Source organism: Psychrobacter sp. 1Y10, from assembly GCF_052259005.1.
Taxonomy (GTDB): Bacteria; Pseudomonadota; Gammaproteobacteria; order Pseudomonadales; family Moraxellaceae; genus Psychrobacter; species Psychrobacter saeujeotis.
On record NZ_JBQQES010000007.1, the window covers coordinates 12,993 to 38,239 of the forward strand.

Genomic DNA, 25,247 nt, shown 5'->3' on the forward strand with positions numbered 1-25,247 from the left:
TTCCTTTATTAGATGCTTGGAATTAGATGCTTGAAATGAATTACTAGGAGCAAAGGTCCAGGCATTGTGAATTAGAATAAACCGTGTATGTAAGATTGCTTGTTATCTGAAATCCGGTGTGTTATCAATCACGTCTTGTACCAACTCAACCAGCGATGAGTATGAAGAATATGGTAATAAACCGGACTCAAATGCTCCATTACGGAACTCTACGACTTCAAATGCTTCTTCGTCGATTTCAACCTTTAATACCTGTAAAATCTTTTGGCTTTTATCAGAGACTGGCCGTTTAGAAAAGGTAATTTGCCGTCCTTTATACTCTATGGATTTGGGATACTTTTCATCTGGGATATGCTTGTTGTCTTTAATCATTTTAAACTCTCCATTAGCCAGATATTTATTACGATTATTTGGTTTAGCGTTGCATTGCGGCAGACATCACAACTGAAAGTCAGCAGCACGAGCAGATGTAGAAATGATTACCAAACACATAAAATAAATGTACTAATGCTTGGAAATTACCCATTACATCAATGGTTTATCACCTTTACCTATACACAGTCTAATTTAAATTGTCAAACCTATAATGCTTCATTAGCAGAGGTTTTGATTAGTGGCTTAACAATATTTGTCCGTCCATGTTTGTTTTGGTATTTTTTAATATTGATAGTAGAAAAGAATAAAGCCTTGAATACATAGCTTTGAACGAGGGTAAGCGTTGTATTAATATCTTAAAAACTATTGTTAATTTATTTAAAAAATTTAGCTCTCTAATAGATTTATAATTACAAATATACTCAATAAATAAAATTTATCTCGTGGAATGATGCATGACAATTTTTAAATACGATTTTTAGAATGACTTATAAGTGTGAAGTAAAAACGAAATAGTAGATTAATGTTGTTTTAGGAGAAATATAATGTTTTAAATGAGCCAAGGCTACATTCATAAGTAATGGATTATATGTCGATGGATTAATTAGATACTTATTTATTGCCACTACACTAATTGGCACTATGCTAGATAAGAAAAGGTTTACAATGAAAAATATACTGATTGAAAAGTAGGAATCACCTAACTCTTAATACTAAGCTATAAAAGCTAAGCATTAAAAAGCCAAAGGGACAATCTATGTCGTCCCTTTGGCTTTTATGTATCAATCACAACGCTATTACCATCATGATTGAATGTATTAATATTAAAACTTTCAACTTACATGATTGTACTACTTATAGCCATGTCATCAAACGCTAACGCTGTATTGAGCGATGTCATTATGGCAGGCTATCGGTATCATATGAGTATCCCATAGCATGATGATCTAGCGTCTCAGATACTAGCGTACCCAAACCAACAAGTTCGTCGTTTAAGCGGTGACCATTGAGATCATTGCTTGCTGTATCGTCAGGTGCATAAGGCACTGTTGGATGCAGCGCTTGCCAATCAGCCCACAGTTTGTCGACAAAGCAGTGATGGATAAAAAATATCGGGTCATTAGGCGATGTGCCAGGTAACATAGAGCCAGCTATCCACTCATGTACGAGGTTATGGGTATTACCAGGCGGAGGTGTTTTGCCATTGACAGGTAAACGCCCTTCATTCGCCCCGCGATAGCCCACACTGGCTTGGTTAAAATCACCGCTATCATAAGTAGGGATCTGCTGAATCTCGTCAACGTCAGCTTGAGTCGGCAGATTGGGCGTACTACCTCCAAAATCCCGAACCAATCCGCCATCAGGTTGTCCAAAATAATTAATGATAACCCAACTGTTCTGTAGGTCTGCTGCATCGTAAGCAAATGGCCCACTTTGCACCACTCTATTCGGGTCAGATCCATTGCCGCCCATAAAATCATTGGCCCAAATAGCAGCATTCATAGGATCCGCGGCATCCGACGCCCAGTCCCAATAAGGTAAGGTCACCCCCGGTACCAATCTGGCCAAGTCCAGCTCAAATTGGCGTATGAACTCGCGATGCCATGGCAAAAATGAGGGACCGCGATGCGCTCCATTTCGATTCATGAAATTTCCACCCCAACCTCCGGGTGTTGCCGTGTACATAGCGATATGATGGTCAAGTACATACTTATCATAGGTGTTGGTAATGTTAATATATCTGGTGCGTACGTATATTGGATCGTTTGGATTATCGACATATACGTACTCTTCCGCTTTCATAAGCTTAATAGCATTAATGAAAGCAGCTTTTTCCTCTGTCGTCAGGGTATTTAAATTTTTTCTAGTAGTATTATCGGCAGGCATAGTGTTGGTAGATAAATTAATGGACCAAGTCTGCCCCGTTTGCACACAGGAAATTTGTGCGGTTCCTGTGACTGGATCAGTGTCGCTAGTAGCCGTGTAAGAAAACCAAACTTCTGCTACATTGGTATTGTCTCTATTAATGACGACTCTATCGCCGTTAGGAATGCCAAACCCTGTACCTGTCGGGCCAGCCGTAATAGTGAATACCAGATCTCTACAAAAGCTGTTATCAGGAATGGGGGCACTAATGTTAAAAGTTACAGCTTGTACCGCTGTCGTACCTATAGGCGTGTCGTTAAACACTAATTCCGTATTGACCGGTGTTACTATGGGTGGTGTATCCGTATCATACGAGTATCCCATAGCGTGATGATCTAGTGTCGCAGATATCAGCGTACCCAAACCAAAAAGCTCGTCGTTTAAACGATGACCATTGAGATCATTGCTTGCTGTATCGTCGGGTACATAAGGCACTGTTGGATGCAGCGCTTGCCAATCAGCCCATAGTTTATCTACAAAACAATGATGCAAAAAGAATATCGGGTCATTAGGCGATGTACCAAGCATCATAGAGCCAGCTATCCACTCATGTACGAGGGCATGGGTATTACCAGGCGGAGGGGTTTTGCCGTTGACAGGTATGCGTCCTTCATTCGCCCCTCGATAACCCATGCTATTCGTATTGAAGTTACCGCTATCATAGGTAGATATCTGCTGAATTTCATCAATGTCAGCTTGCGTGGGCAAATCTGGAGTATTGCGCCGAGAACCAAAATTCCGAACCAAGCCACCGTCAGGCAGTCCCAAATAATTGATAATAACCCAACTGTTCTCTTGATCTGCATCATCGTAAGCAAATGGCCCACTTTGCACCACTCTACTCGCACCAGATCCATTGCCGCCCATAAAATCATCAGCCCAGATAGCGGCATTCATAGGATCCGCGGCATCTGACGCCCAGTCCCAATAGGGCAAAGTCACCCCCGGCACCAATCTATCCAAGTCCAGCTCAAAACGGCGTATAAACTCACGTTGCCATGGTAAAAACGCTGGACCACGATACACTGCATTGCGAGTTAGAAAATTGCTTCCCCAGCCCCCTGGGGTTCCTGTATACATACCGATATGATGATCGAGTACATACTTATCATAAGTATTGGTTATATTAGGATATCTATCACGTACATGTGCGGGATCGTTTGGATTGTCGACATATACGTACTCTTCCGCCTTCATGAGTTTAATAGCGGTAATGAAAGCGGCCTTTTCTTCTGTCGTCAGAGCATTCACATTTTTTCTACAAGTCATGAGTGAAAATTCCTTTTTAATATGCTTGGAAACAAATGCTTGGCATTAGTGACTAGAAGCAAACGTCCAGGCAGTGTGAATTTGAACAAACTGTATATTTAAGAGGCGTTATTTTTTAAACTCTGATACGTAATCAATCACGTCTTGTGCCAATTCAACTGGTGATTCATATGAAGAATATGGTAATAGGCCAGACTCAAATACTCCTTCTTGCAGCTCTACAACTTCAAATTCTTTTTCATCAACTTCAACTTTTAATTTTCGTAAGTGCTTTTGGCTGTGGTCAACGCGTTTTTCGACTTCAAGTGCTCTTTTATCATGTAGACCAGCACGTTTCTCAACTTCAAGTGCTTTTTTATCATGTAATTCAGAGCTTTGTAATTCAGAGCTTGAAAGATCAGAAAACTTAATTTTACGTCCTTTGTATTCTGTAGATTTAGGATACTTTTTATCTGAGGTAAGTTTGTCTTTTTTAGTCATCTCAATTTCTCCATTAGCTAAATATTTATTACAGCTGTTTATTTTGATGTTACAAAAGCATGGATCATTGGTTCATTGCCGAATAGGTTCGACATTGAATTTAAAATTTTGATAATTATCTTAAGCTCATTTGATTAGAAGACTTCTATCAAATGAAGCAATAACGATTACCATATACTCAAATTTATTCTCTCATATGAATATATTTGAGTGTAGCTATCCTTAAATAAAAAAAGTACAAACATCATAACCTGTTACTGGTGCGCATGTTACTTGCTTGCGGTGTCGTTACAGCCAGAAGCTATGTAAAATCTACCCCAGTCACTTACACTGTATTCATTTTATAGTGGACTGACTATACAGCCTGAGAACGGTGTATAAACTATATATCATTCGTTTAAAATAAAAATATAATGATATTAGAATAACTTTTTATAGCACTGCCTAACAAAGACAGCGCTTAAAAAACTTATCCCATTATCGTATAAAGATACAGCGTATTTATTTTATTTAGTATCAGCTATATAACAACCATAACTCTCTCGTAAAGACAACGCAAGCTGAATCTATTAAAGAATACGTAAATTACAGTTTAATGAATTCTAACTTGTAGACTATACAATACTCTACTTTATACAGTATTCTATTTCTAGAATATAATTTTTCATTGTAAGCCTATGATAGATAAAGAATATTAATATCGTTTCTAGTGAAGTATGCCACAGTAATACTCCCCTATTTAATAGCAAGTCATCAAATACAAAAAACCTCAAACAAGCTAATGTTTGAGGAATATGCTTGTCTTGATGTATTGTTTAAAACTATACCTTATCTAAAAGACAGAGTGTTAACACGATTTAGTTAGTAGCAGACTTTGTATCTACCCCTATCTTCACATTTGCCAGCACAAGCCAAGATAAAATCAGCACTATAGCCGGATCTTTCACCACGTTACAACTTCTCTCATAAGCAGCACTGAGTTTGCCATACCGGATACAGACACCAACAAGGCAAATGATGCAACCTTTGAAGCCATATTTTGCGCCAGCAGGTGCGCCTACAGTTCAAAGCCAATCAGCGTTGAGATATAGACAATAGATTTAAGCGACAGCCAAGACTTAAGTGATGCCTGCATAAATGTCACCACCTGCCATGCGTCAGCTTCCAATATAAGAGAAGATAGAGTCAAAATCACATAAGCGATCAGGCCACCCTATGCTACCAGTGTTAGCGCCGCTAGAGCCGATGCTTTGTTCTTACCGTTAGTAGGTGATCATTAATTTTGAAAGTATAATAAAAATATAAACTTATCGCGAATATTTTATTAAAGAGTAGACTACTTCTTATAGGTTGATACACACAGAATAACCGACCTTTATAGATAAAGGCTTTAAGAGAAAATTCAGACACAAAAAAACCTCAAGTAAACTAATATTTGAGGTTGAAACTTTTGTATTAAAACTAAGTTTTAAATATGGCGCAGCGGACGGGACTCGAACCCGCGACCCCCGGCGTGACAGGCCGGTATTCTAACCAACTGAACTACCGCTGCTTAGGTCGTTTAGCTTTTTTACCACAAGCTAATAAGTGGTGGGTGATGACGGATTCGAACCGCCGACATTCTGCGTGTAAGGCAGACGCTCTACCAACTGAGCTAATCACCCTGAGAACCGTTAAAAAATTGCACTGCAATTTCAGGTTCGCAAGAGAAATTCTTTAAATAGAATTTCTGTATTGCTTTGTTAACATAAGCTGTCACACTCAGGTTAACTTAATCAGCTAGGGTTGTTTAATAAGTCCCCTTGCTGTGGGTGTGTATTATATAGATTTACACATGACTGTCAAACGCTATTTTCCACTTTTTAAGATATTTTTGACGTTTTTCTTCAAATTTTTAGCAAGCAATTGTTTTTATTACTTTTATATTTTCTAAAAAATCAAAGTTTTTTGAATATGCTATTTATTTATTCGCCAGTGCTTGCTCAATATCACTTTTGATGGCTTCTGGCTTAGTCGTTGGGGCATAGCGTTCGATAACTTGCCCTTTACTATCGACCAAAAACTTGGTGAAGTTCCATTTGATACCGTCGGTTAATACCCCGCCTTTCTGATTCTTGAGCCATTCGTAAATAGGATGGGCATCTGCGCCATTGACATCGGTTCTTGCCATCATAGGAAAGCTGACACCATAGTTCTTTTGACAAAACGCACCAATCTCATCGTTACTGCCTGGATCTTGACTGCCAAATTGGTTACAAGGAAAACCAATGACGACCAGTCCTTGATCTTTGTACTGTTGGTATAATGATTCTAACCCTTCAAACTGCGGCGTAAAACCGCATTTACTTGCCGTATTAACGATTAGTAATACGTTATCTTTGTAATCAGAAAATGCTTGCAAGCTACTGTCCATGCGCTCAGCGGTAAAATCATAAATCGTACTCATTATTCATCCTTAAATGGAGGTTTTTATTTTTTTGAGCATTCAAGCAAATACTATTGAAAAGGAAGCACCAAGTACTTCCCTCTCACACTTCTAAAATCATCTACATGACTTACTTTTCGGACTTATCTAAATCAATAGATACTGAGTTGATGCAATAGCGCATACCAGTCGTCTCGGTAGGACCATCTGGAAATACGTGACCCAAATGAGCACCGCAATTGCTACAGGTGACTTCTGTGCGAGTCATGCCTAGCGAGTTGTCAACGTGCTCGTCAATCGCGCTGTTGTCAATACCTTGGTCAAAACTTGGCCAACCGCAGCTAGCATCAAACTTACTACTCGAATCAAACAAGCTAGCACCGCAGCCTTTACAGCGATAAACGCCATCATCGGTCGCATCATTGTACACACCTGTGAATGGGCGCTCTGTACCTTTCTCACGCATCACATGGTATTCATCAGCACTTAAACGCTCTTTCCAGTCAGCTTCAGTCAATTGGCTGATTTCTTCTTTGCTTAATTGGTTATATTGCATGGTTTATCCTTATTAGAGTATGGGTTATCTAGTCTGTATATAGCGTTTTGTTACAAACACTACCCTGCTATAAATACATTGGCAGACTAATCTAACACCTTCTATCTATTGACTATATAACGATTATTCAAGGTAACTATACAATTTCCGTTACATATATATGTCATCTACGATAGCCATTACTTATTAATACTTATGACAACCAATATATCAGATGCAAAAAATCTAACTACAACGTGTTGGCTGCAGCCTTCTTACTTTAACATAGTCGAATGCAAGAATAACTTGCAAAGACAATAATTAAAAAACTTGCATCTATATGGATAATGCAATAATATCTTGCAATAGATAATGATAAAACTTATCAAAATAATAGGCTAAGACAACTATGAATGATAATAAAAGCAATATGGCACAAGCTGAACGCTTAGTAGCGCTACGCCGTGAAAAAGGATTTACTGCCGAACAATTGGCCCAAGCGATGACTGCAGCTGGTGCAAAAGTTAGTCGCGGTGCTATCTCTAATTGGGAGCGTGGCACTAACGGTATTGTTTCCTCTAAATTGCCAACCCTCGCACGTATTTTAGGATGCAGCGAAGGCTATTTACTTCGTGGCGATATACAAAAAGAGGCTATGAAACAAAACGCTGCCAATAACGATAAAACAGCTAACCTATCAAACGACCAAGCCAAACAACAGCCTCTTCATCTACAAGAAAGACCTGTCAGTAAAGAAACTAATAGCGCACTACAGTTAACAGATCACCAAGCAGACTCAAAACATAAAATAAATACAGGTAGTAATACTATGACATCACTCAAAAAATCTACTAAATTACAAAACGTTTGCTATGACATTCGAGGACCATTGCTGCAAACAGCGAATAAGATGGAAGCGGAAGGTCAGCGTATTATAAAGTTGAACATTGGTAACCCTGCGCCTTTTGGACTTAGTGCCCCCCATGAAATATTGCGTGACGTGGCAATGAACTTGCCTGAAGCCACTGGATATTCAGACTCGCAGGGTATCTTTTCAGCACGTAAAGCCGTATTACAATATTACCAATCAAAAGGCCTGCTCTCTGCTGTAGATGTGCGTGATGTCTATTTGGGTAATGGCGTCTCTGAGCTGATTGTTATGACCATGCAAGCGCTAATGAATGATGGGGATGAGGTATTGATTCCGATGCCAGATTATCCACTATGGACAGCAGCGACCAATCTCTCTGGCGGCACCGCCGTACATTACCGCTGTAATGAAGACGACAATTGGCACCCTGATATTGAAGACATCAAATCAAAGATTACTAGTAAAACCAAGGGCATTGTCGTTATCAATCCTAACAACCCAACGGGTGCGCTTTATTCAGACGAAATTCTCAAGCAAATTATCGAAGTTGCCATCGAGCATGATTTGGTCATCATGGCAGATGAAATTTATGATCGCGTACTCTATGATGATATGGCCCATACGCCTATGAGCACTTTGTCTGATGAGGTGCTTATCTTGTCATACAATGGACTATCTAAGTCGCATCGCGTTGCAGGTTTTCGCGCTGGCTGGTTGATGGTCTCGGGCAAAAAACAACATGCCAGTGACTTTATCGAGGGCTTAGACATGCTGGCCTCCATGCGCCTATGCTCAAACGTACCTGGGCAATATGCTATTCAGACCGCGATGGGTGGTCATCAGAGTATCAAAGAGCTGACCTCAGAAAAAGGACGTCTATACAAGCAGCGTGAAATGGCTGTTTCTCGTCTTAACGCCATAAAAGGTATCTCGTGTACTATGCCACAAGGCGCATTTTATTGTTTTCCAAAGATGGATCCTGCCGTTTATCCTATCGAGGACGATATGCAGTTTATGATGGAGCTATTACTTGAAGAAAAAGTATTGATGGTACAAGGGAGTGGCTTTAACTGGGATGCACCTGATCATTTCCGCGTGGTGTTCTTACCTAATCTTCACGATTTAGAAGATGCTATGGATCGGCTAGATCGCTTCTTTGCCAAAAAACGCCAGCAGTTTGGTACTGCTTAGTTTTTTAATATTATTTTATTGATATTAAATCTTAAACCCTCTACAAAAAAACGCTTATCAGCATGATGTTGATAAGCGTTTTTTTAGGTTTTTACGACAGCTTAACTAGAAAACTTGCTTGAGGATCAGATAGCTGATGGCCGATAATGCTGCCGCCACCGGTAAAGTAATTACCCAAGCCAAACCAATAGGCTTCATAAGCGACCAGTTGGTATCACGGTTAACAATACCAATCCCTAATACAGCGCCAACCAATGTATGGGTACTCGATACCGGTAATCCCATTGTAGATGCACCCATAACAACGGCTGCGGCAGCAAGTTCAGCGGAGAACCCTGAGGCTGGGTGCATTTTTGCCAAATTCGTACCGACTGTCTGAATGACCTCTTTACCAATGAACCAAAGACCGACGATAAGTGCCACACCAAAAGTCAACATCACAGCAGGCGGAACAGCCGCTTGTGATGCAATTTCATTAGTACGAATAACATCCATAATCGCGGCAAAAGGTCCAACAGCGTTGGCAATGTCATTTGAGCCATGACTAAAGGCAAATGCCGATGCTGTAAATACTTGCATCCAGCTAAACATGATAAAGGTCGCTTTGGTAAGATCTTCTTTGTGCTTACCACGGATACTTTTGGTATAGATAAAGGTAGCTAACCAAACCAGCGCCCCTATCATGCCCATGATTAAAAAACCTTGCAGGGTCGTCATATTGCTATTGACGTTTTTGAGGCCTTTAAAGACCACAAGAGAGGTCATCACCATACCACCCATGGCAGCAATGATGGGTACCCACTGCTTAATGGCTTTTAGCGTATCAAGATTACTGCGCTCATGCTCAATCTTATAAAGCTCTTTATAATAATCTGTTTCTAAGTCTTCAACCACGCAGTCATCATCTTTGTAAATCTCTTGATCGCGTAGCATCGCGGAGGTATAAGCCAGCTGTTCTGACTCTGATAGACTGTCCAAAAACTCTTTATGGTCTTGTTTCAAGACTTTTTTACTGGCTTTTAGCTCACCGATATGAGCTTCAGCTTTATCGTTATAATCAATGATGTTTTTCTTAATTTGTCCATAAAGTAGATAAGCCAATACACCGCCTAACAATGGTGACAGTACCCAAGAAATGGCAATCGTCCCTATCGTACCCCAATCAACAGTAGAAAATGCACTTGCACTACCACCCAAATCAAAACCCAACACAATAGAGCCACCAACCACACCACCAATAATAGAGTGGGTAGTGGATACTGGCAGACCTTTACGCGTAGCAAACAACAGCCAAAATGCGGCGGCAATTAACGCAGATAACATGACATAAATAAACTGGTTGGGGCTAACAGGTAAGCCGTCTAAATCAACGATACCCTTACGAATAGTATCGGTAACCTCGCCGCCTGCCAGCACCGCTCCTGATACTTCAAAGATCGCCGCCACACCCAGTGCTTGTGGAATAGTTAATGTACCAGCACCGACTGAAGTGCCAAATGAGTTGGCGACATCATTACCACCGATATTGAATGCCATAAAGACACCAAAAGCGGTTGCCACAATAAATAGCGTCGTCTGTTGACGCATTGTATAATCGAGTCCCCACCATAAAAAATAGCCGGTCATCGCAATCAGTAAAATAGCAAAAAATAAATTGATTCTCATAGTGCCAACTTGTTTGGTCGACCCTGTAGAACTGCTGCTAATACCCATAAATTAATGCGCCTTGCGTAAGCTGATTGAAAATATTTGCGATGTGAATGTATGATAGAAAGTAGCGCGTTTATCATACCATTAAGCCGCAAGTATCACGCTAAATCATTCGATTAAAGCATCTTGCGGCTTAACAGTTCATTCATAATAGTTGTAATTGAAATAATGCTATTTGGTCGTTTTTATCACGCGCCTATTATATTAAATAATCAGACATATTGCATGACGATACTACAAGATTTGTAACTAAAACGCTAAAATCTGTCTTTTATTAGCCTAATACTTAGGCTAAATATAGAATTGATAAAACCTTTAATTTTCGTTTGTCCTATTATCGATATTCACAATGAATTGTCAAAGAAAACATACGAATTATTCTGACCAAAAAACTTGATGCCTACTCATTAATTGCTTTGCTATAAAAAACAACACAATACCTGACATTCATAAGTGAGATTTTAGCTGTGCAATAGCATGGTCTAATACCTGTAAACGAGCATAACGCTTTTGGTTGGTTGCGATGACACACCAGGGCGCGCTAGTAGTATTGGTACGTGCCAGCATATCAGCTGCTGCTTGAACATAGTCTGACCATTTATCACGATTACGCCAGTCATCATCAGTGAGTTTAAATTGCTTATGCGGCGTCTCGCGGCGATCCTCAAAGCGTTTCAACTGCTCTTTTTTATCAATGGCAAGCCAGTACTTTATGACAATCGTTCCTGATGCCATGAGCTCTGCCTCAAAACGATTGATTTCATCATAAGCGCGTTGCCATTCTGACTCATCTATCAATGCTTCGACACGCTCGACCAATACCCGTCCATACCAAGTACGATCAAAAATAGCGATACGGCTCATACGATCCGTTTGTTCATTTGGCAAACGTGTCCAAAACCGCCATAAATAAGGATGCTGCAACTCATACAACATCGGTGCGCCAATATTATAAATTTGATATTCACGTGGGTCGAGTGGCGCAACCAGTCTCTTAATAGCGCCGCCCTTACCTGCTGCGTCCATTCCCTCAAAGGCAAATACCACATGACGACCTTTACGCGTGCGTAGTAACTCTGCAAGCTCAGACTGCTTGTTTGCAAGTTGTTTATGATAGTCGGACTTATCGATATCAGGATTCTTAATATCTATTAATTGATCGGGTATATCTACAGAGACAAGTTTTGGCTGCCTGTTGTCGTCACTTAGGCTGGCGTCACTTTTAGGCGTACTAGTAATCGTATTGATAGTTTTACTATTCCTTTTAAGGTCGGCAGATGCATGTATGTTGATACTACTTGCCAGCGCTCCTTGCATCGCTTGTAATACCTGATGGCAAAACTCAGTTGCTGCTTGTGATTTGTCGCTGCCATCGATAACGATCCAGTCATCTTGCTGCCTCAATAATTCAGCTGCCACACGATTAAACTGCGCGACTACGTCGCTATCACCCCAATCAATTTGATACAAAAACTGGGGATCAGCTTCTTTATCCTTTAGACGTGCTTGTAAGGTTTCAACCTCAACATGAAACCAGCACTTGAGTAGTTTGGTTTGGTTTGTAGCTAGATCACGCTCAAATACTTGCAACTGGCGCAGGGCTTGCCGTAAATAATCTTGCCATTTGGTAATGGGGAGCACCTGATGTTCATCGTCCTGCATAGCGGTGGTCGCCATGTGCATCACATGATACAAAAGATCTGCATACCAGTTGCCAAAATAGACCATGACGTCGCCATGTCGCGGCATGGCTTGAGTATGGGCTTGCCAAATAGGCTGATACGCCAGTGGCGGATGGCCAATGGTTGCTTCCACTTTTAATAATCTTGGATCGACCCATTGACGTAGCTGTTTGACCGCCGTCCCCTTGCCTGCTTGCTCCATACCATTGACGAGTACCAATAGTCCGGTTGGCTTGTGGGTAGGAGATGTCGTTTGCTGCCGCGTCTCTCGTAGTGCATATTGCGCCGTCACCAACGCCAATCTCAATGCATCCTTGTCTAATGAAAACTGACTTAAAGGGTTGGGAGTCAAACGCTGATCTATCATCGGTTTTTCAATTTGAATGCCTGTGGCTTTTTGTGCCTCATCTGATTTATTATAAGACATATGTCAGTTCCATTTTATTTTTATGCGAGAGGTTATTAGTTATCGACCTTTCATAATAATAGCACTTGCTTAAGCAGTAAATTACAGTGCTATGTAACAGTTTGACATTTGTATTCTAACTTAAATTCTTTTAAGGTAATATATTACGCTAGCGATGCTATTTACCAACATTTATAACTTTTAAATAAAAGTCATTTTCATTTAAAAATATATACCTAACCATACAGGACAAACTTCTATGTCTGCTTTATCTGATTTACAACAGCATTTAACGCGCTATTGGGCACTTCCTTATCACGATGATGAAGCATTAGATGCTAAGCTCAAGGACGTACAAGCATGGCAACGGGCACGTATTCAGCGTACTCATTCAGAGCTATTTGGGCAGCCAAAGAATAAGCCTATGGCAAATTATTTTCTCACCCAACTATATGGTGGCGATGAATTTAAACTGTTGGCCAAGCAATTAGAACGTATACTTCCAAAAGCAAAAAAGCTTGAGAAACTTGCCAAAGAGTCCGTATTACAGACTGGCACTATGGCTGTTCAGGCCGCTATTTTGGCAATTGAGCTGGATATGCATTTGGCACAGTGGTTAATAGAGCAAGATTTAGCAGTTAATGAAGAGAACATGCTTGCCGCCTATCGTGCGGTCGATGAAGCAGACGAACGCCGTCTACAGATTAACAACCTCAAAGAGGTCTGTTATCGTACAGATAAGTATCTCAACTCCTTTATGCTACGTAAGGCTTTTTCTTTTGCCAAAAGTACGGCATATAGCCGTGGCTATCAACCTTTATACGACTTTATCGATGCAGGCTTTACCGCGATGAAGCCTCTTAAAAGTGTGAGTGATTTTATTGAACCATTCTGTAAACGTGAACTGCAAATCATTGATCAAGTTCATCAGGCTGATAGTAACAACAACGTCGAAGTATTTGCTGTATCATAGTCTTGAACAGTCGCTAAGTTGAGCATTTTGCGCGCATTGTAATGATCAATCACTGTTGGTCATTTAATGCTAGCAAAATGCTTTTACATTTGGACAAAGAGTAATTATGATTGAATAATTGCAAGAGCCAAATAGACACTATAATAGGCCACAGGACGACTCTATGACCAATGACTTAAAAAAAACCAATCACAAGTTCACTACGAACAGCCATATTCAAGATAAACTAGTTAAAGATAGTATCGCTCATAATGAAAGCATTAGTGCCAAGGCTCAAGCTCGTGTAAACCCTACTTTTAATACGCCGAGTCCTAACTCAATGGCAAACAATGCCAGTACTGCAAATATCAACAATAGCGACTTTACTCAACTACAAGACTTACCAACAGGAACACCGCAAGGTCAACAAACCACTATGCCATATAATGACAATAAAATGAGCAACCACTCAGCACCGATCTCAAACGATCAAAAGCCACAAACAGCCTTTAATCAACGTGATGATATCAACAACCCGCATACACTGGATACTGATGGTTCAGAACAGACTCATTTTGGTTACAAGACTGTCAACAAAGCTGAAAAGCAAGCGCGCGTGGCTGATGTATTTACCTCAGTTGCCAAAAAATACGATATCATGAACGATCTGATGTCTTTTGGTATTCATCGTCTTTGGAAGCGTTTTGCTATTAGTTTATCTGGCGTACGTGCAGGTCAACACGTATTAGATATCGCAGGTGGTACAGGTGATTTGGCTAAAGTGTTTAGCCGTGAAGTAGGTCGCAATGGTCATGTTGTCTTGTCAGACATTAATGCAGCGATGCTAGAAGTTGGCCGTGAGCGCTTGATTAATGCCGGCTGTAACAACGTTGACTTTGTCCTTGCCAATGCTGAAACTCTCGCCCCTTTCGAAGATGAGAGTTTTGACTTATTGACGATTAGCTTTGGTCTACGTAACGTCACTGACAAGGATGCGGCTCTACGTTCAATGTACCGTGTATTAAAGCCAGGCGGGCGTTTATTAATCTTAGAGTTCTCAAAACCTATTTTTGAGCCATTATCTAAAGCTTATGACTTATACTCTTTTACTGCGTTGCCTCTTATGGGTAAGCTTGTGGCGAACGATTCAGAAAGCTATCAGTACTTAGCAGAGTCGATTCGTATGCATCCGAATCAGCACACTTTAAAGCAGATGATGGAACAAGCAGGGTTTGAAAACTGTGATTACCATAATTTGACAGCTGGTATCGTTGCCGTGCATAGAGGCTTTAAGGCATAACGCTGACTGCTCAATAATATTTAACCCTCAAAACAGTGCTGACAATTCTGATAACGCTACAGCATGACCATAACTATTTTTGATATGCGAGAGTATTATGCTAACGGTATTACTTTTGGCAAGTGCCGAAAAACTCATCAATATGGCTATTGCTAGTGATGATATTACTAAAGCTGGCCTGACACCGCTTGCTGGTAAAGTACTGCGATTAAATATGGTCACGCCCAAGGTACAAGTAGATATTTTATTTAACCATGAGCATCTGCGTTTTGAGCCCATTACTGCCAATAGTGTGTTTGAGCCACGCGGGCAAAGCTTTGGTCGAGATGCTGATGAGCGTCAACAAGCAAACAAGGATATGGGACGTATTGGCCATAGTCGTCCAGACTGCACTATTAATGTCGAAAACCCCGCTCAGCTCTTAAACTTGATACGCGGCGCTGAAGGCAATCTGCCGATTGACGGTGACTATAAAGTATTGATGCAGCTCAAACAGCTGGTCGCCGGATTTGACCCTGATATTGCAGGACAGCTCGAACCTTTTATTGGCAAGCCGATGGCTAGCCAGTTGCAATTACTGATATCTCAGCTCAAAGGCAGCTTTCGCCATACTGCCAAACGTACTTTTGACGATGTGAGTGATTGGGCCAATGACGTAGCCGGCAACAGCCCACCTGACCCTATCGAAAAAGCAGAAGCAGACAGTCTTAAGCAGCAAATTCTTAAGCTACGTGCTGATATTGAGCGTGAAGAGGCACGGTTAGCAGCGATTAAAGCTGAGCAAGCGCGCTTAACCGATAGATAAATATAACTTACCTTATTCATCTTATCCGCATTCTTATCTAGACTGTTTATTTCAAGTAACTACTTAGAGTAACCACCGCCCATGCTATTATCCTACCGCGCCCGTCTTCTCGAACTTTGGCGCATCGCTGCAAGCTACCGTATTGATACTCACTTTACGGCTGAGGAATCTCCTCAGCTGCAGCCAATCTTACGTCTGATTCGGATGCACCCAGCGGCTTGGGGTAAAAAACATCAGCCAAACGCGATTAAGTATGCACTAGAAGATATGGGTACGCTGTTTTTAAAGCTTGGTCAGCTACTATCCACCCGTCGTGACTTAGTGCCACCTGAAATTATTGAACAACTGATTCAGTTACAAGATAAGGTAAAACCTTTTGACGCTGATATCGCCATCTCTCAAATTCAAAATTCAAAACATGGTCTGGGTCAGTCTATTGAGACGCTATTTGCTCGCTTTGACGTCAAACCATTAGCCGCAGCCTCCATTGCTCAAGTACATACCGCAGCATTGAGAGACGGTCGTGAAGTCGTAGTAAAAGTCGTGCGGCCCAATATCCGCACAACCATTATTGCAGATTTTGAGCTGCTGCGTGAACTGGCTAATTGGGCATCGGCACGGATTGAAGCGGCACGTGCGATACATATAGTTGATATCGTTGAAGACTATCGTCAAGTCATGCTCAACGAGCTGGATTTGACTTTAGAGGCAGACAACACCACTCAGATGCGTAACAACTTTTTGGGTTCGGCATTGATGTATGTACCTGAGGTTTACGACGCTGCAAAAAACGTCATGGTCATGGAACGCATTCAAGGCGTACCGATCTCACAAACGCATATCTTTGATCAGTTAGGCTATGATCGGGCAACACTCGCAGAAAAAGGATTAACGATATTTTTTACCCAAGTTTTTCGAGATAACTTCTTTCATGCTGATATGCATCCGGGGAATGTATTTGTAGAGACCCCACCAGTTAAGACATTGGGTGATAACATACAAGCAGTCGACCTTGGTCATGAACCGCGTTATATTGGTCTTGATTGTGCCATCATGGGCACGCTATCGAAAGACGATCAGTTGATTGTAGCGCGTATGCTATTGGCCGTCATGAACAATAACTTCACTGCTATGGTCGATATCGTTAGCCGTGCTGGCTGGATCCCACCGAATACTGACAAACATGCTTTGATGCGCGATATGAAACGCACCGTTGGTCCGATGCTACAAAAGTCTATCGATGAGATTGACTTTGCTGGTGTCTTAATGCAAATTTTAGACATTGCCCGTCGCCATCATATGAGCATCCCACCTCAATTGATGTTGTTATTAAAAACTTTGGTACATGTTGAAGGCCTTGGTCGTGACTTGTATCCAGATTTGGACATCTGGTCATTGGCCAAACCGATCTTAAGCAGCTGGATTAAAGAGCAGCTTGATCCTATGCGTAACTTCCAACAAATACGCGCACAACTTCCAGAGATTTTATTGTCCAGTACTGACATTCCAAAACTGCTAGATCAAGGTCTGCAAAGTCTTGCTTCACAAGGGTCGCGTCAAGACAGTCAGTTACGTGAGATTCAGCAGATACGTGCAGACATGCTCAATGATCGCCGCCGCGACTGGCTAGCATTAGCAGGATTTGGCTTATGTGTCGCTATAGCAACGCAAGTGGTCGGCTGGCTATCACCTGTGTTTTATATTTTGGCTATACTAGCGGTTATTTGGCGCATCTTAGCTTAAAGCTGCCGCTTTACTAACAAGGATAAGTTATGATCAGCTCTCAGGTTAATGCTATACCCTCTAAACCAGACTATAGTGCCGCTATCGCTGAGCTACAAGCTCAGTTTGGTGAGCAACTCAGTGCCAATCTGACAGTCCGTGAACAACACGGCCATACCATGACATGGCTTGCTAACCAGCCACCAGATGCCGTACTGACTGCGCAAGATAAACACGACGTCGCTAAAGCAGTCGCGATTTGTAACCAGCATAAAATGCCAGTCATTGCTTTTGGCATTGGCTCATCGCTTGAGGGTCAATTAAATGCTCCTCATGGCGGACTATCAATCGATATGCATGCGCTAGATGCTATCTTGCAAGTCAATAACGAAGATTTGACAGTGACTGTACAGCCAGGCGTCACGCGTGAACAGCTGAATCATTATCTGCGTGATACAGGTTTGTTTTTCCCGATAGACCCAGGCGCCAATGCTAGTATCGGCGGTATGGTTGCGACCCGCGCCTCAGGTACTAACGCAGTACGCTATGGCACGATGAAAGATGTGGTACTGGCGCTTGAAGTGGTGACAGCAAACGGAGAGATCGTACGAACTGGTACGCGTGCCAAGAAGTCGGCTGCAGGTTATGATCTGACGCGCTTAATGATAGGTTCTGAAGGTACGCTTGGTATCGTCACCGAAGTCACACTCAAACTGTTTGGGCTTAGTGAATGTGTTGGTAGTGGTCTTTGTCATTTTCCAACGATTGAAGATGCCTGTCAGGCCGTCATGCTTACCATTCAGATGTGCTTACCTATCGCTCGAATCGAATTGCTTGATGCTTTACAAGTAAAAGCCTGCAACCAATACGCAAATCTTGATCTACTTGAGACACCTACCCTGTTTGTAGAGTTTCATGGGACTGAAGCGAGCGTACGCGAACAAGCACAGACTTTTAATGATATTATCGAAGAGTTTGGCGGTACTGACTTTGTTTGGGATACTAATGAAGCTGAGCGCAAACGTCTGTGGCAAGCGCGCCACAATGCTTATCATGCCAGCTCAGCCCTGCGTCCAGAAGCAAAAGCCTTATCGACTGATGCCTGTGTGCCTATTTCGCGCTTAGCTGAATGCGTCAGCGCTACCGCAAAAGACATTGCCGATGCTGGAATGATAGGCCCTATGGTCGGTCATGTTGGCGATGGCAATTTTCATGTTTTATTATTGGTTGATACTGATGATCCAGTAGAGACTGCCAAAGCTGACGAGATCATCGGACGGTTGGCTATACGTGCTATCGAGATGGATGGCACTTGTACTGGTGAACATGGCATCGGTCAAGGTAAGCAAAAATACATGGATCAAGAACATGGCAACGCCATACCGCTAATGCAAGCCATCAAGTCCGCTCTTGATCCTAATAATATCTTAAACCCTGGTAAAATCTGGCCTCAACCTTTAGTAATAGAAACACCTCAAGCAGTAGAAGTATAAAATAAGCCTACATGAAAAATGCGCCGACTTTATATCCATAAAGTCGGCGCATTTTTCATTCAAGCGGTCAGATGGTTTTTACTGTATCTGATCAATCGCCACTTGAGTTAGTATTCGACCACGAGCGGTACGTAATACATAGCCTTGCTGAATCAAATAGGGCTCGATCACATCTTCAAGTGTGCCGCGATCTTCTGCCATGGCTGCCGCCACTGCTTCCACGCCTGCCGGACCACCGTCAAAGCGTTCATGCAAAATTTCAATATAACGTCTATCAAGATGATCTAGACCACGCCGATCGACTGCTAGCATATCTAGCGCACTAGCAGCGATAACACCGTTGATACTGCCATCCCCTCTTACTTCAGCATAATCACGTACTCGCCGTAATAAGCGATTAGCAATCCTTGGCGTACCTCGCGCACGGCGTGCAATCTCGATAGCACCATCTTCGCTCATTGACACACGCATTAGGCGCGCCGCTCGGCTTACAATAGTCGTCAGATCAGCAATATTATAAAACTCAAGGCGCTGAACGATACCAAAACGATCACGTAGTGGTGAAGTCAAAAGCCCTGCTCGCGTCGTCGCTGCGACCAAAGTAAAAGGCGGTAAATCAAGTTTGATAGAGCGTGCAGCAGGGCCTTCCCCAATCATAATATCAAGCTGAAAGTCTTCCATTGCTGGATATAGTATCTCTTCAATGACTGAGCTTAAACGATGAATTTCATCAATAAACAACACATCACCAGCTTCTAAATTGGTTAGCATAGCGGCTAGGTCACCTGGACGCTCAAGTACAGGGCCTGATGTCGAACGCAGATTACCACCCATTTCACGAGCAATAATATTAGCAAGCGTCGTCTTACCCAGACCAGGCGGACCAAAAATCAAAGTGTGATCTAATGCCTCATCACGACCTCGCGCGGCACCAATAAAGACTTCCATCTGTTCACGCACGACTGGCTGACCGATATATTCAGACAGAAGCGAAGGACGAATGTTGCTATCAGGGGCATCATCTCCCCCTTCTAGCGGATTAATTAAGCGGTCTTGCATCATAGGTTCTATCATTATATTAAGAGGGTAAACAAGGTAAAGGTAATAAATAGCATAACCAAACCTAGCGGATAAGTCATGTAAAACGTTTTAAAGTATGCATTAAAACGAAAATAAGCGACAACTAGTGTCGCTTATCCATAGATAACTGTGTATGTAAGACAAACAGGCTAAAAACCAGATAACTGCTGTAAGGTGGCTTTTAACAAGCTTTGCGTATCAGCAAAGACATCACCGTTACTTTTGGCAGCTTTAATTGCCTGCTGTGCTTCTTTTTCTTTATAGCCCAAGCTAATCAGTGCGCCTTCTACTTCAGCAATGATACTTCCTTCCTGCGTGACCGGCACTGGCTGAATGTCAAACTCTAAATGACTATCATCGACTTCGATATTTTTGAGCTTATCTTTAAGCTCAATCAATAAACGCTGTGCTGTTTTTTTACCGATACCTGGTATACGAGTAAGCGCAGTTTCTGAGTCCTGCGCCACATGCATTTTTAGTTCAGCTGCCGACATAGCAGACAGCATGGCAAGCGCCATCTTGGCCCCAACCCCATTAATCTTGATAAGCTGGCGAAAGACATCACGCTCTTTTCGATCGATAAAGCCATACAGCAACTGCGCGTCCTCTCGGACATGAAAATGCGTCCAGATGCTTGCTTGCTGTTCCAACTGTAGCTGACAAAATGAGGGTAATGGTAGCTCGATATCATAACCTACGCCTGAGGCTGTTATGATACAGGCTGTCGGTGCCATTAAATATTGTACTTGCCCAGTAATCAGACCAATCATAGTACCTCACCTGTCACAAACAATTTATAAGAAACTTTTATATAAGGAGCATTAGTATACATACATCTAACACCCCTTAGGCAAGTCCTAAATCGAACTTTTCAATAAATGAGCTTATTGATAAAAATCAACCATGCCTTCAAGGCTAATTGGACGAATTTTATGCGCCTGACCAGCAGAACCAAAGGCCTCAAAGCGGTTGCTACAGATATCTGACATTGCTACCATAGAAGCTTTAAAATATTTACGCGGATCAAACTCACTAGGATTGTTTGCCAAGTATTCACGAATAGCACCTGTCGACGCTAAACGTAAATCAGTATCGATATTCACCTTACGTACACCGTGCTTAATGGCTTCTACGATCTGCTCAACTGGCACGCCGTAGGTTTCGCCAATATCTCCACCATTCTCGTTGATGACTTTCAACCATTCTTGCGGTACTGATGATGAGCCATGCATGACAAGATGAGTATTGGGTATACGTGCATGAATCTCTTTTACACGCTCAATTGATAAGATATCACCTGTGGGTGGACGCGTAAACTTATAAGCACCATGACTGGTACCAATCGCAATCGCTAGTGCATCAACATTGGTGTCTTTGACAAATTGCTCAGCTTCGTCCGCACTGGTCAACAGCTGCTCATGATCAAGAACGCCTTCTGCCCCTGAACCGTCTTCTTCGCCAGCCATACCAGTCTCAAGACTACCTAGACAACCAATCTCACCCTCTACAGAGACGCCGCAAGCGTGAGCAAGCTTGACGACTTCACGCGTCACACTCGCATTATAGTCATAATCCATCGGCGTTTTACCATCTTCACCCAGTGAGCCATCCATCATAACTGAAGAAAATCCAAGCTGAATTGAGCGCTGGCAAATGGCTGGTGACATGCCATGATCTTGATGCATAACAACTGGGATATGAGGCCATTCTTCGATAGCGGCAATAATCAAGTGTCGTAGAAATGCCGAACCAGCGTATTTACGCGCGCCAGCACTGGCTTGTACAATGACAGGAGAATCACAAGCATCGGCGGCCATCATAATCGCTCGCATTTGCTCCAAATTATTTACGTTAAAAGCAGGCACACCGTAGTTGTGCTCAGCGGCGTGATCTAAAAGTTGACGTAAGGAGATTAAGGCCATAAAACGCTCTCTGATTGGTTTTAAAATAATAACGTTATTGAAAACTGCAAAATATCATGCACTTAGCATGATAGGTATACTAAAAAATAGAGTAAGCTTAAAAATCAGATTAAACCTAACAATTACTCAGCGTTAAGCGCAAACTGCAACCACAAACAATAATCACAGTGTTTACTTACCCAAATTATAGCGGGGTGATTATAGCAAAAATTATCTACGCCTCGTAGCAGTTACACCAGTATTTATTTATCTGGTCAGTTTTCCAAGTCGTTGATATTTACAGTAATCTAACTTTCATGGTCTATGTCAAATAACGAACACAAAAAAGCCCTGACTACTGTCAAGGCTTTTTAAATTTTTCAGGGCTTATAGAGTAAGTATTCGTCTAATGATTATAGCTTAACGTCTCATCTAACAGTAATCTATATATTGACTATTAGATTACTAAGCTAAATTACTTAGTATTGTTGCTCAGCTTCAACTTCAACTTCGTTTGCACCTTCAGCAACAGCGTCAGCACCTTCAGATACCGCTGCAGCAGTACCTTCGACAACTTCGTTTGCGCCTTCAGCAATAGCATCACCAGTATTTTCTAAAGCATTAGTAGCAGCAGCACCAGCTGTTTCAGCGCCTTCAGCGACTTCTGTACCAGCTTCTTGAGCCGCTACTTCAGCTTCTTGTGCAGCAGCTTCAGTTTCATTAGCAGCTTCTTCTGTATTGGCAGCAACATCATCGCCAGCAGATTCAACCGCAGCTTCTGTTTGCTCTTCGGTTTGTTGACTACACGCAGTGACTGCAAACGTACCAGCAAGGACACTAGCAAGTAACAAATGACGTTTTAACATAATAAACCCCTCATAAATAATGCATGTCAAAATACATGGTGGCGCTATTTTATAGGTAGCAAATAATACATGCAATAATAATTTTCAGTATATTAACAAATAATAACTGCTTAATAATAATCCTCAATTATCAACTTTATATACTCATTGTTCTTATTGGATAATAAGCACAGTCGATAACATCTATATAGCCTACCTTAAATATTAAATTTTATTTGTACGCGTAATGTTACTATTAGCGTGACTTATATTAATATTTGGTAATTTTACAGTAATAATTCTGTTACCTTTTATACTGTATTTAGAACCGTTTATCTTTAAACAGTTATTTTTCTACAATTTGTAAGGCAGCTACAGCAGGTAAAGTCTTGCCTTCAACAAACTCTAAGAACGCCCCACCACCTGTAGACATATAGCTTACATTATCAGCCACTTTATATTTATCAATGGCAGCCAAAGTGTCACCTCCACCCGCTATCGAAAACCCATCGCTGTCTTCTACTGCTTGCGCTAAAATCTCAGTACCAGCGCCAAAGGCATCTACTTCGAATACACCAACTGGACCATTCCACAGTATAGTTTTGGCGTTGATAATGGCATCAGCCAGTTGCTCAGCACTTTGCGGCGCAATGTCTAATATCATATCATCGTCGCCAATATCGCTCACTGCTTTAACAGTGGCTTTTGCTTGCTGTAATGAGCCTATAAAATCATCAAAATTAATGTCATTTTTATCAGCAACAACCACAAACTCAGGCAACAAGATATCAGTCTTAGTCATGATTTGACGAGCTGTATCGACTAACTCTGCTTCATACAATGATGCACCGACGCTATATCCTTGCGCTGCCAAAAAGGTATTCGCTATACCGCCGCCAACAATAATTTGACTGCAGATATCCGCTAAGCTATGAAGAACTTCAAGCTTGGTAGAGACTTTGGAGCCACCAACAATGGCTAGCATCGGCTGAGCTGGAGTCTTGAGCGCTAAGCTTAGTGCATCTAGCTCAGCGGCGAGTAATGGACCGGCACATACCGTCTTATCAGCTTGACGCATTGCTTGAGTCACCCCTTCTGTAGAAGCCTGCGCCCGATGAGCCGTACCAAATGCATCCATTACAAATACATCACACAAACTGGCATAAGCTTCCGCTAGCGCAGTGTCATTGTTCTTTTCGCCTTTATTAAAACGAACATTCTCTAATAAGACCATTTCACCAGCTTTAATATCTACGCCTTGCTCAAGATAATCATTGCTAAGCATTACTGGCTGTTTTATTTGTTCAGCTAGCTTATCTGTCAGATACTCAGCGACAGGCGCAAGAGAGTATTTTGGTTCAGGAGCGCCTTCTGTTGGACGACCTAGATGCGAGCATACAATGACAGCTGCTCCCTTATCTAACGCCATCTTGATGGTTGGCAAGCTGGCCTGCAAGCGTGCATCACTCGCAACTTTTCCGTCTTTAATAGGCACATTAAGGTCTTCTCGGATCAATACTACTTTATCCGTTAAGGTCAGCTCACTCATACGTAAAAAATTCATGATCGCTCCTAGGCTACATTGATTATTTTGTCTATCGTTTTAACAAGTCACATTAACTGTTATTACTTTATGAGCCGTAGTTTATACAATAGAGCGCATTCATTCTAGGCAAAAAACGAGCATGACCATAAATTTTTAACAAAAATCTGCCGCTACAAACATTTAATATTCATTATTAAGAATATATTCGTAATCAGTGGTCAGAATGACAAGATATGTTGAAGAGTTAGTAACATTTCGTGGTGGCACTGATTGATCAATCGTCTTAGTATAAGAGGCTATCTATTCGCAAAAAACTTTATGACCCTCGATGTATAGATAATAACTTTATAGAAAATAACAACAACCCATTTGGAGAGTATAATGAGCATTGATTTTGACGTTGCCAAACAAGATTTATTAAAGTTAAAAGAAGAATATGAAACTCGCATCAACAAAATTGAAGATCATATTCAACATCCACAAGACAGCTTGAACGAGCATTGGGATGATCAAGCCATCTCATACCGTCAAAACGATATGCGAAAAAATTTACTGGGTGAAGCAAGACAAAGTCTTATTTATGTCGAAAACGCTTTAAGCCGTATCGAAAACGGCACTTACGGTGAATGTGAAGTGTGCGGTGAACCAATAGAAGAAAAGCGTTTAGAAGCATTGCCTTATGCTACCTTATGTATGGATCACGCTGAATAGGCTTTTTGCACAACACCCTATT

At 41.6% G+C, this 25,247-nt stretch carries 19 protein-coding genes and 2 tRNA genes; 7 read left to right on the forward strand and 14 right to left on the reverse strand.

Annotated elements, in window-relative coordinates; all coding sequences use genetic code 11:
• Positions 1 to 102: 102 nt before the first annotated feature.
• From ACTXGH_RS09825 to msrB, 7 genes are all read right to left on the reverse strand, one after another.
• Positions 103 to 372: a hypothetical protein gene (locus ACTXGH_RS09825; RefSeq protein WP_439296347.1), complete on the reverse strand. Its 270-nt coding sequence runs from the start codon at positions 370 to 372 to the stop codon at positions 103 to 105.
• Positions 373 to 1,275: 903 nt separating this feature from the next.
• Positions 1,276 to 3,570: a tyrosinase family protein gene (locus ACTXGH_RS09830; protein ID WP_439296348.1), complete on the reverse strand. Its 2,295-nt coding sequence runs from the start codon at positions 3,568 to 3,570 to the stop codon at positions 1,276 to 1,278.
• 108 nt (positions 3,571 to 3,678) lie between these two features.
• On the reverse strand, positions 3,679 to 4,050 hold the full coding sequence (locus ACTXGH_RS09835; RefSeq protein ID WP_439296349.1) for a hypothetical protein: 372 nt from the start codon (positions 4,048 to 4,050) through the stop codon (positions 3,679 to 3,681).
• A gap of 1,475 nt (positions 4,051 to 5,525) precedes the next feature.
• Positions 5,526 to 5,602, reverse strand: a tRNA-Asp gene (locus ACTXGH_RS09840).
• Positions 5,603 to 5,638: 36 nt separating this feature from the next.
• Positions 5,639 to 5,714, reverse strand: a tRNA-Val gene (locus ACTXGH_RS09845).
• A gap of 296 nt (positions 5,715 to 6,010) precedes the next feature.
• Entirely contained in the window at positions 6,011 to 6,496 is a 486-nt protein-coding gene (locus ACTXGH_RS09850) for a glutathione peroxidase (RefSeq protein WP_439261120.1), read from the reverse strand.
• A 109-nt stretch (positions 6,497 to 6,605) separates the two neighbouring features.
• Positions 6,606 to 7,031 carry a peptide-methionine (R)-S-oxide reductase MsrB gene (msrB, locus tag ACTXGH_RS09855; RefSeq protein ID WP_439296350.1) on the reverse strand — a complete coding sequence of 142 codons (426 nt, stop codon included), beginning with the start codon at positions 7,029 to 7,031 and terminating at the stop codon, positions 6,606 to 6,608.
• A gap of 388 nt (positions 7,032 to 7,419) precedes the next feature.
• Between msrB and ACTXGH_RS09860 the strand changes: the two genes are divergently transcribed.
• Complete coding sequence (locus tag ACTXGH_RS09860; protein ID WP_439296351.1) at positions 7,420 to 9,072, forward strand: aminotransferase class I/II-fold pyridoxal phosphate-dependent enzyme; 1,653 nt, start codon at positions 7,420 to 7,422, stop codon at positions 9,070 to 9,072.
• 105 nt (positions 9,073 to 9,177) lie between these two features.
• On the opposite strand, the gene ACTXGH_RS09865 is transcribed toward ACTXGH_RS09860, so the two are convergent.
• Positions 9,178 to 10,785 (reverse strand): inorganic phosphate transporter, encoded by a 1,608-nt coding sequence (locus tag ACTXGH_RS09865; protein ID WP_439261123.1) that lies wholly within the window; start codon positions 10,783 to 10,785, stop codon positions 9,178 to 9,180.
• Between the two features lie 444 nt (positions 10,786 to 11,229).
• Positions 11,230 to 12,831 (reverse strand): ATPase, encoded by a 1,602-nt coding sequence (locus ACTXGH_RS09870; protein WP_439296435.1) that lies wholly within the window; start codon positions 12,829 to 12,831, stop codon positions 11,230 to 11,232.
• Positions 12,832 to 13,129: 298 nt separating this feature from the next.
• Here ACTXGH_RS09870 and ACTXGH_RS09875 point away from each other — a divergent pair, with 298 nt between their 5' ends.
• The 5 genes from ACTXGH_RS09875 to ACTXGH_RS09895 all read left to right on the forward strand — a co-directional run bounded on the left by ACTXGH_RS09875 (position 13,130) and on the right by ACTXGH_RS09895 (position 19,142).
• Positions 13,130 to 13,843 carry an FFLEELY motif protein gene (locus ACTXGH_RS09875; RefSeq protein WP_439296352.1) on the forward strand — a complete coding sequence of 238 codons (714 nt, stop codon included), beginning with the start codon at positions 13,130 to 13,132 and terminating at the stop codon, positions 13,841 to 13,843.
• A gap of 319 nt (positions 13,844 to 14,162) precedes the next feature.
• The gene (gene ubiE, locus ACTXGH_RS09880; protein WP_439296436.1) at positions 14,163 to 15,122 is read left to right on the forward strand and encodes a bifunctional demethylmenaquinone methyltransferase/2-methoxy-6-polyprenyl-1,4-benzoquinol methylase UbiE; all 960 of its coding nucleotides are present in this window, start codon (positions 14,163 to 14,165) and stop codon (positions 15,120 to 15,122) included.
• 97 nt (positions 15,123 to 15,219) lie between these two features.
• Entirely contained in the window at positions 15,220 to 15,927 is a 708-nt protein-coding gene (locus tag ACTXGH_RS09885) for a ubiquinone biosynthesis accessory factor UbiJ (protein ID WP_439261129.1), read from the forward strand.
• Between the two features lie 81 nt (positions 15,928 to 16,008).
• Entirely contained in the window at positions 16,009 to 17,670 is a 1,662-nt protein-coding gene (locus ACTXGH_RS09890; protein WP_439296353.1) for an ABC1 kinase family protein, read from the forward strand.
• Positions 17,671 to 17,699: 29 nt separating this feature from the next.
• Complete coding sequence (locus ACTXGH_RS09895) at positions 17,700 to 19,142, forward strand: FAD-binding oxidoreductase (RefSeq protein WP_439296354.1); 1,443 nt, start codon at positions 17,700 to 17,702, stop codon at positions 19,140 to 19,142.
• Positions 19,143 to 19,220: 78 nt separating this feature from the next.
• Here ACTXGH_RS09895 and ruvB read toward each other — a convergent pair whose 3' ends face one another.
• The 5 genes from ruvB to ACTXGH_RS09920 form a co-directional block, all read right to left on the reverse strand.
• On the reverse strand, positions 19,221 to 20,201 hold the full coding sequence (gene ruvB, locus ACTXGH_RS09900; protein ID WP_299188522.1) for a Holliday junction branch migration DNA helicase RuvB: 981 nt from the start codon (positions 20,199 to 20,201) through the stop codon (positions 19,221 to 19,223).
• A gap of 170 nt (positions 20,202 to 20,371) precedes the next feature.
• Positions 20,372 to 20,992: a Holliday junction branch migration protein RuvA gene (ruvA, locus tag ACTXGH_RS09905; RefSeq protein ID WP_439296355.1), complete on the reverse strand. Its 621-nt coding sequence runs from the start codon at positions 20,990 to 20,992 to the stop codon at positions 20,372 to 20,374.
• 114 nt (positions 20,993 to 21,106) lie between these two features.
• Complete coding sequence (gene fba, locus ACTXGH_RS09910) at positions 21,107 to 22,144, reverse strand: class II fructose-bisphosphate aldolase (protein WP_299219248.1); 1,038 nt, start codon at positions 22,142 to 22,144, stop codon at positions 21,107 to 21,109.
• Positions 22,145 to 22,602: 458 nt separating this feature from the next.
• On the reverse strand, positions 22,603 to 22,989 hold the full coding sequence (locus tag ACTXGH_RS09915) for a hypothetical protein (RefSeq protein WP_439261139.1): 387 nt from the start codon (positions 22,987 to 22,989) through the stop codon (positions 22,603 to 22,605).
• Positions 22,990 to 23,314: 325 nt separating this feature from the next.
• A complete protein-coding gene (locus ACTXGH_RS09920; RefSeq protein WP_439296356.1) occupies positions 23,315 to 24,532 on the reverse strand; it encodes a phosphoglycerate kinase in 1,218 nt (405 codons plus the stop codon).
• A 363-nt stretch (positions 24,533 to 24,895) separates the two neighbouring features.
• Here ACTXGH_RS09920 and ACTXGH_RS09925 point away from each other — a divergent pair, with 363 nt between their 5' ends.
• A complete protein-coding gene (locus ACTXGH_RS09925) occupies positions 24,896 to 25,225 on the forward strand; it encodes a TraR/DksA family transcriptional regulator (RefSeq protein ID WP_439261143.1) in 330 nt (109 codons plus the stop codon).
• Positions 25,226 to 25,247 lie beyond the last annotated feature (22 nt).

Coding starts and splice junctions, on each gene's coding strand:
- ACTXGH_RS09870 (WP_439296435.1), bottom strand. CDS start 12,831: ATGATAGATCAGCGTTTGACTCCCAACCCTTTAAGTCAGTTTTCATTA.
- ACTXGH_RS09830 (WP_439296348.1), bottom strand. CDS start 3,570: ATGACTTGTAGAAAAAATGTGAATGCTCTGACGACAGAAGAAAAGGCC.
- ACTXGH_RS09885 (WP_439261129.1), top strand. CDS start 15,220: ATGCTAACGGTATTACTTTTGGCAAGTGCCGAAAAACTCATCAATATG.
- ACTXGH_RS09835 (WP_439296349.1), bottom strand. CDS start 4,050: ATGACTAAAAAAGACAAACTTACCTCAGATAAAAAGTATCCTAAATCT.
- ACTXGH_RS09850 (WP_439261120.1), bottom strand. CDS start 6,496: ATGAGTACGATTTATGATTTTACCGCTGAGCGCATGGACAGTAGCTTG.
- ACTXGH_RS09915 (WP_439261139.1), bottom strand. CDS start 22,989: ATGTTAAAACGTCATTTGTTACTTGCTAGTGTCCTTGCTGGTACGTTT.
- ubiE (WP_439296436.1), top strand. CDS start 14,163: ATGGCAAACAATGCCAGTACTGCAAATATCAACAATAGCGACTTTACT.
- ACTXGH_RS09875 (WP_439296352.1), top strand. CDS start 13,130: ATGTCTGCTTTATCTGATTTACAACAGCATTTAACGCGCTATTGGGCA.
- ACTXGH_RS09860 (WP_439296351.1), top strand. CDS start 7,420: ATGAATGATAATAAAAGCAATATGGCACAAGCTGAACGCTTAGTAGCG.
- ruvB (WP_299188522.1), bottom strand. CDS start 20,201: ATGCAAGACCGCTTAATTAATCCGCTAGAAGGGGGAGATGATGCCCCT.
- ACTXGH_RS09895 (WP_439296354.1), top strand. CDS start 17,700: ATGATCAGCTCTCAGGTTAATGCTATACCCTCTAAACCAGACTATAGT.
- ruvA (WP_439296355.1), bottom strand. CDS start 20,992: ATGATTGGTCTGATTACTGGGCAAGTACAATATTTAATGGCACCGACA.
- ACTXGH_RS09825 (WP_439296347.1), bottom strand. CDS start 372: ATGATTAAAGACAACAAGCATATCCCAGATGAAAAGTATCCCAAATCC.
- ACTXGH_RS09865 (WP_439261123.1), bottom strand. CDS start 10,785: ATGGGTATTAGCAGCAGTTCTACAGGGTCGACCAAACAAGTTGGCACT.
- ACTXGH_RS09890 (WP_439296353.1), top strand. CDS start 16,009: ATGCTATTATCCTACCGCGCCCGTCTTCTCGAACTTTGGCGCATCGCT.
- msrB (WP_439296350.1), bottom strand. CDS start 7,031: ATGCAATATAACCAATTAAGCAAAGAAGAAATCAGCCAATTGACTGAA.
- fba (WP_299219248.1), bottom strand. CDS start 22,144: ATGGCCTTAATCTCCTTACGTCAACTTTTAGATCACGCCGCTGAGCAC.
- ACTXGH_RS09925 (WP_439261143.1), top strand. CDS start 24,896: ATGAGCATTGATTTTGACGTTGCCAAACAAGATTTATTAAAGTTAAAA.
- ACTXGH_RS09920 (WP_439296356.1), bottom strand. CDS start 24,532: ATGAATTTTTTACGTATGAGTGAGCTGACCTTAACGGATAAAGTAGTA.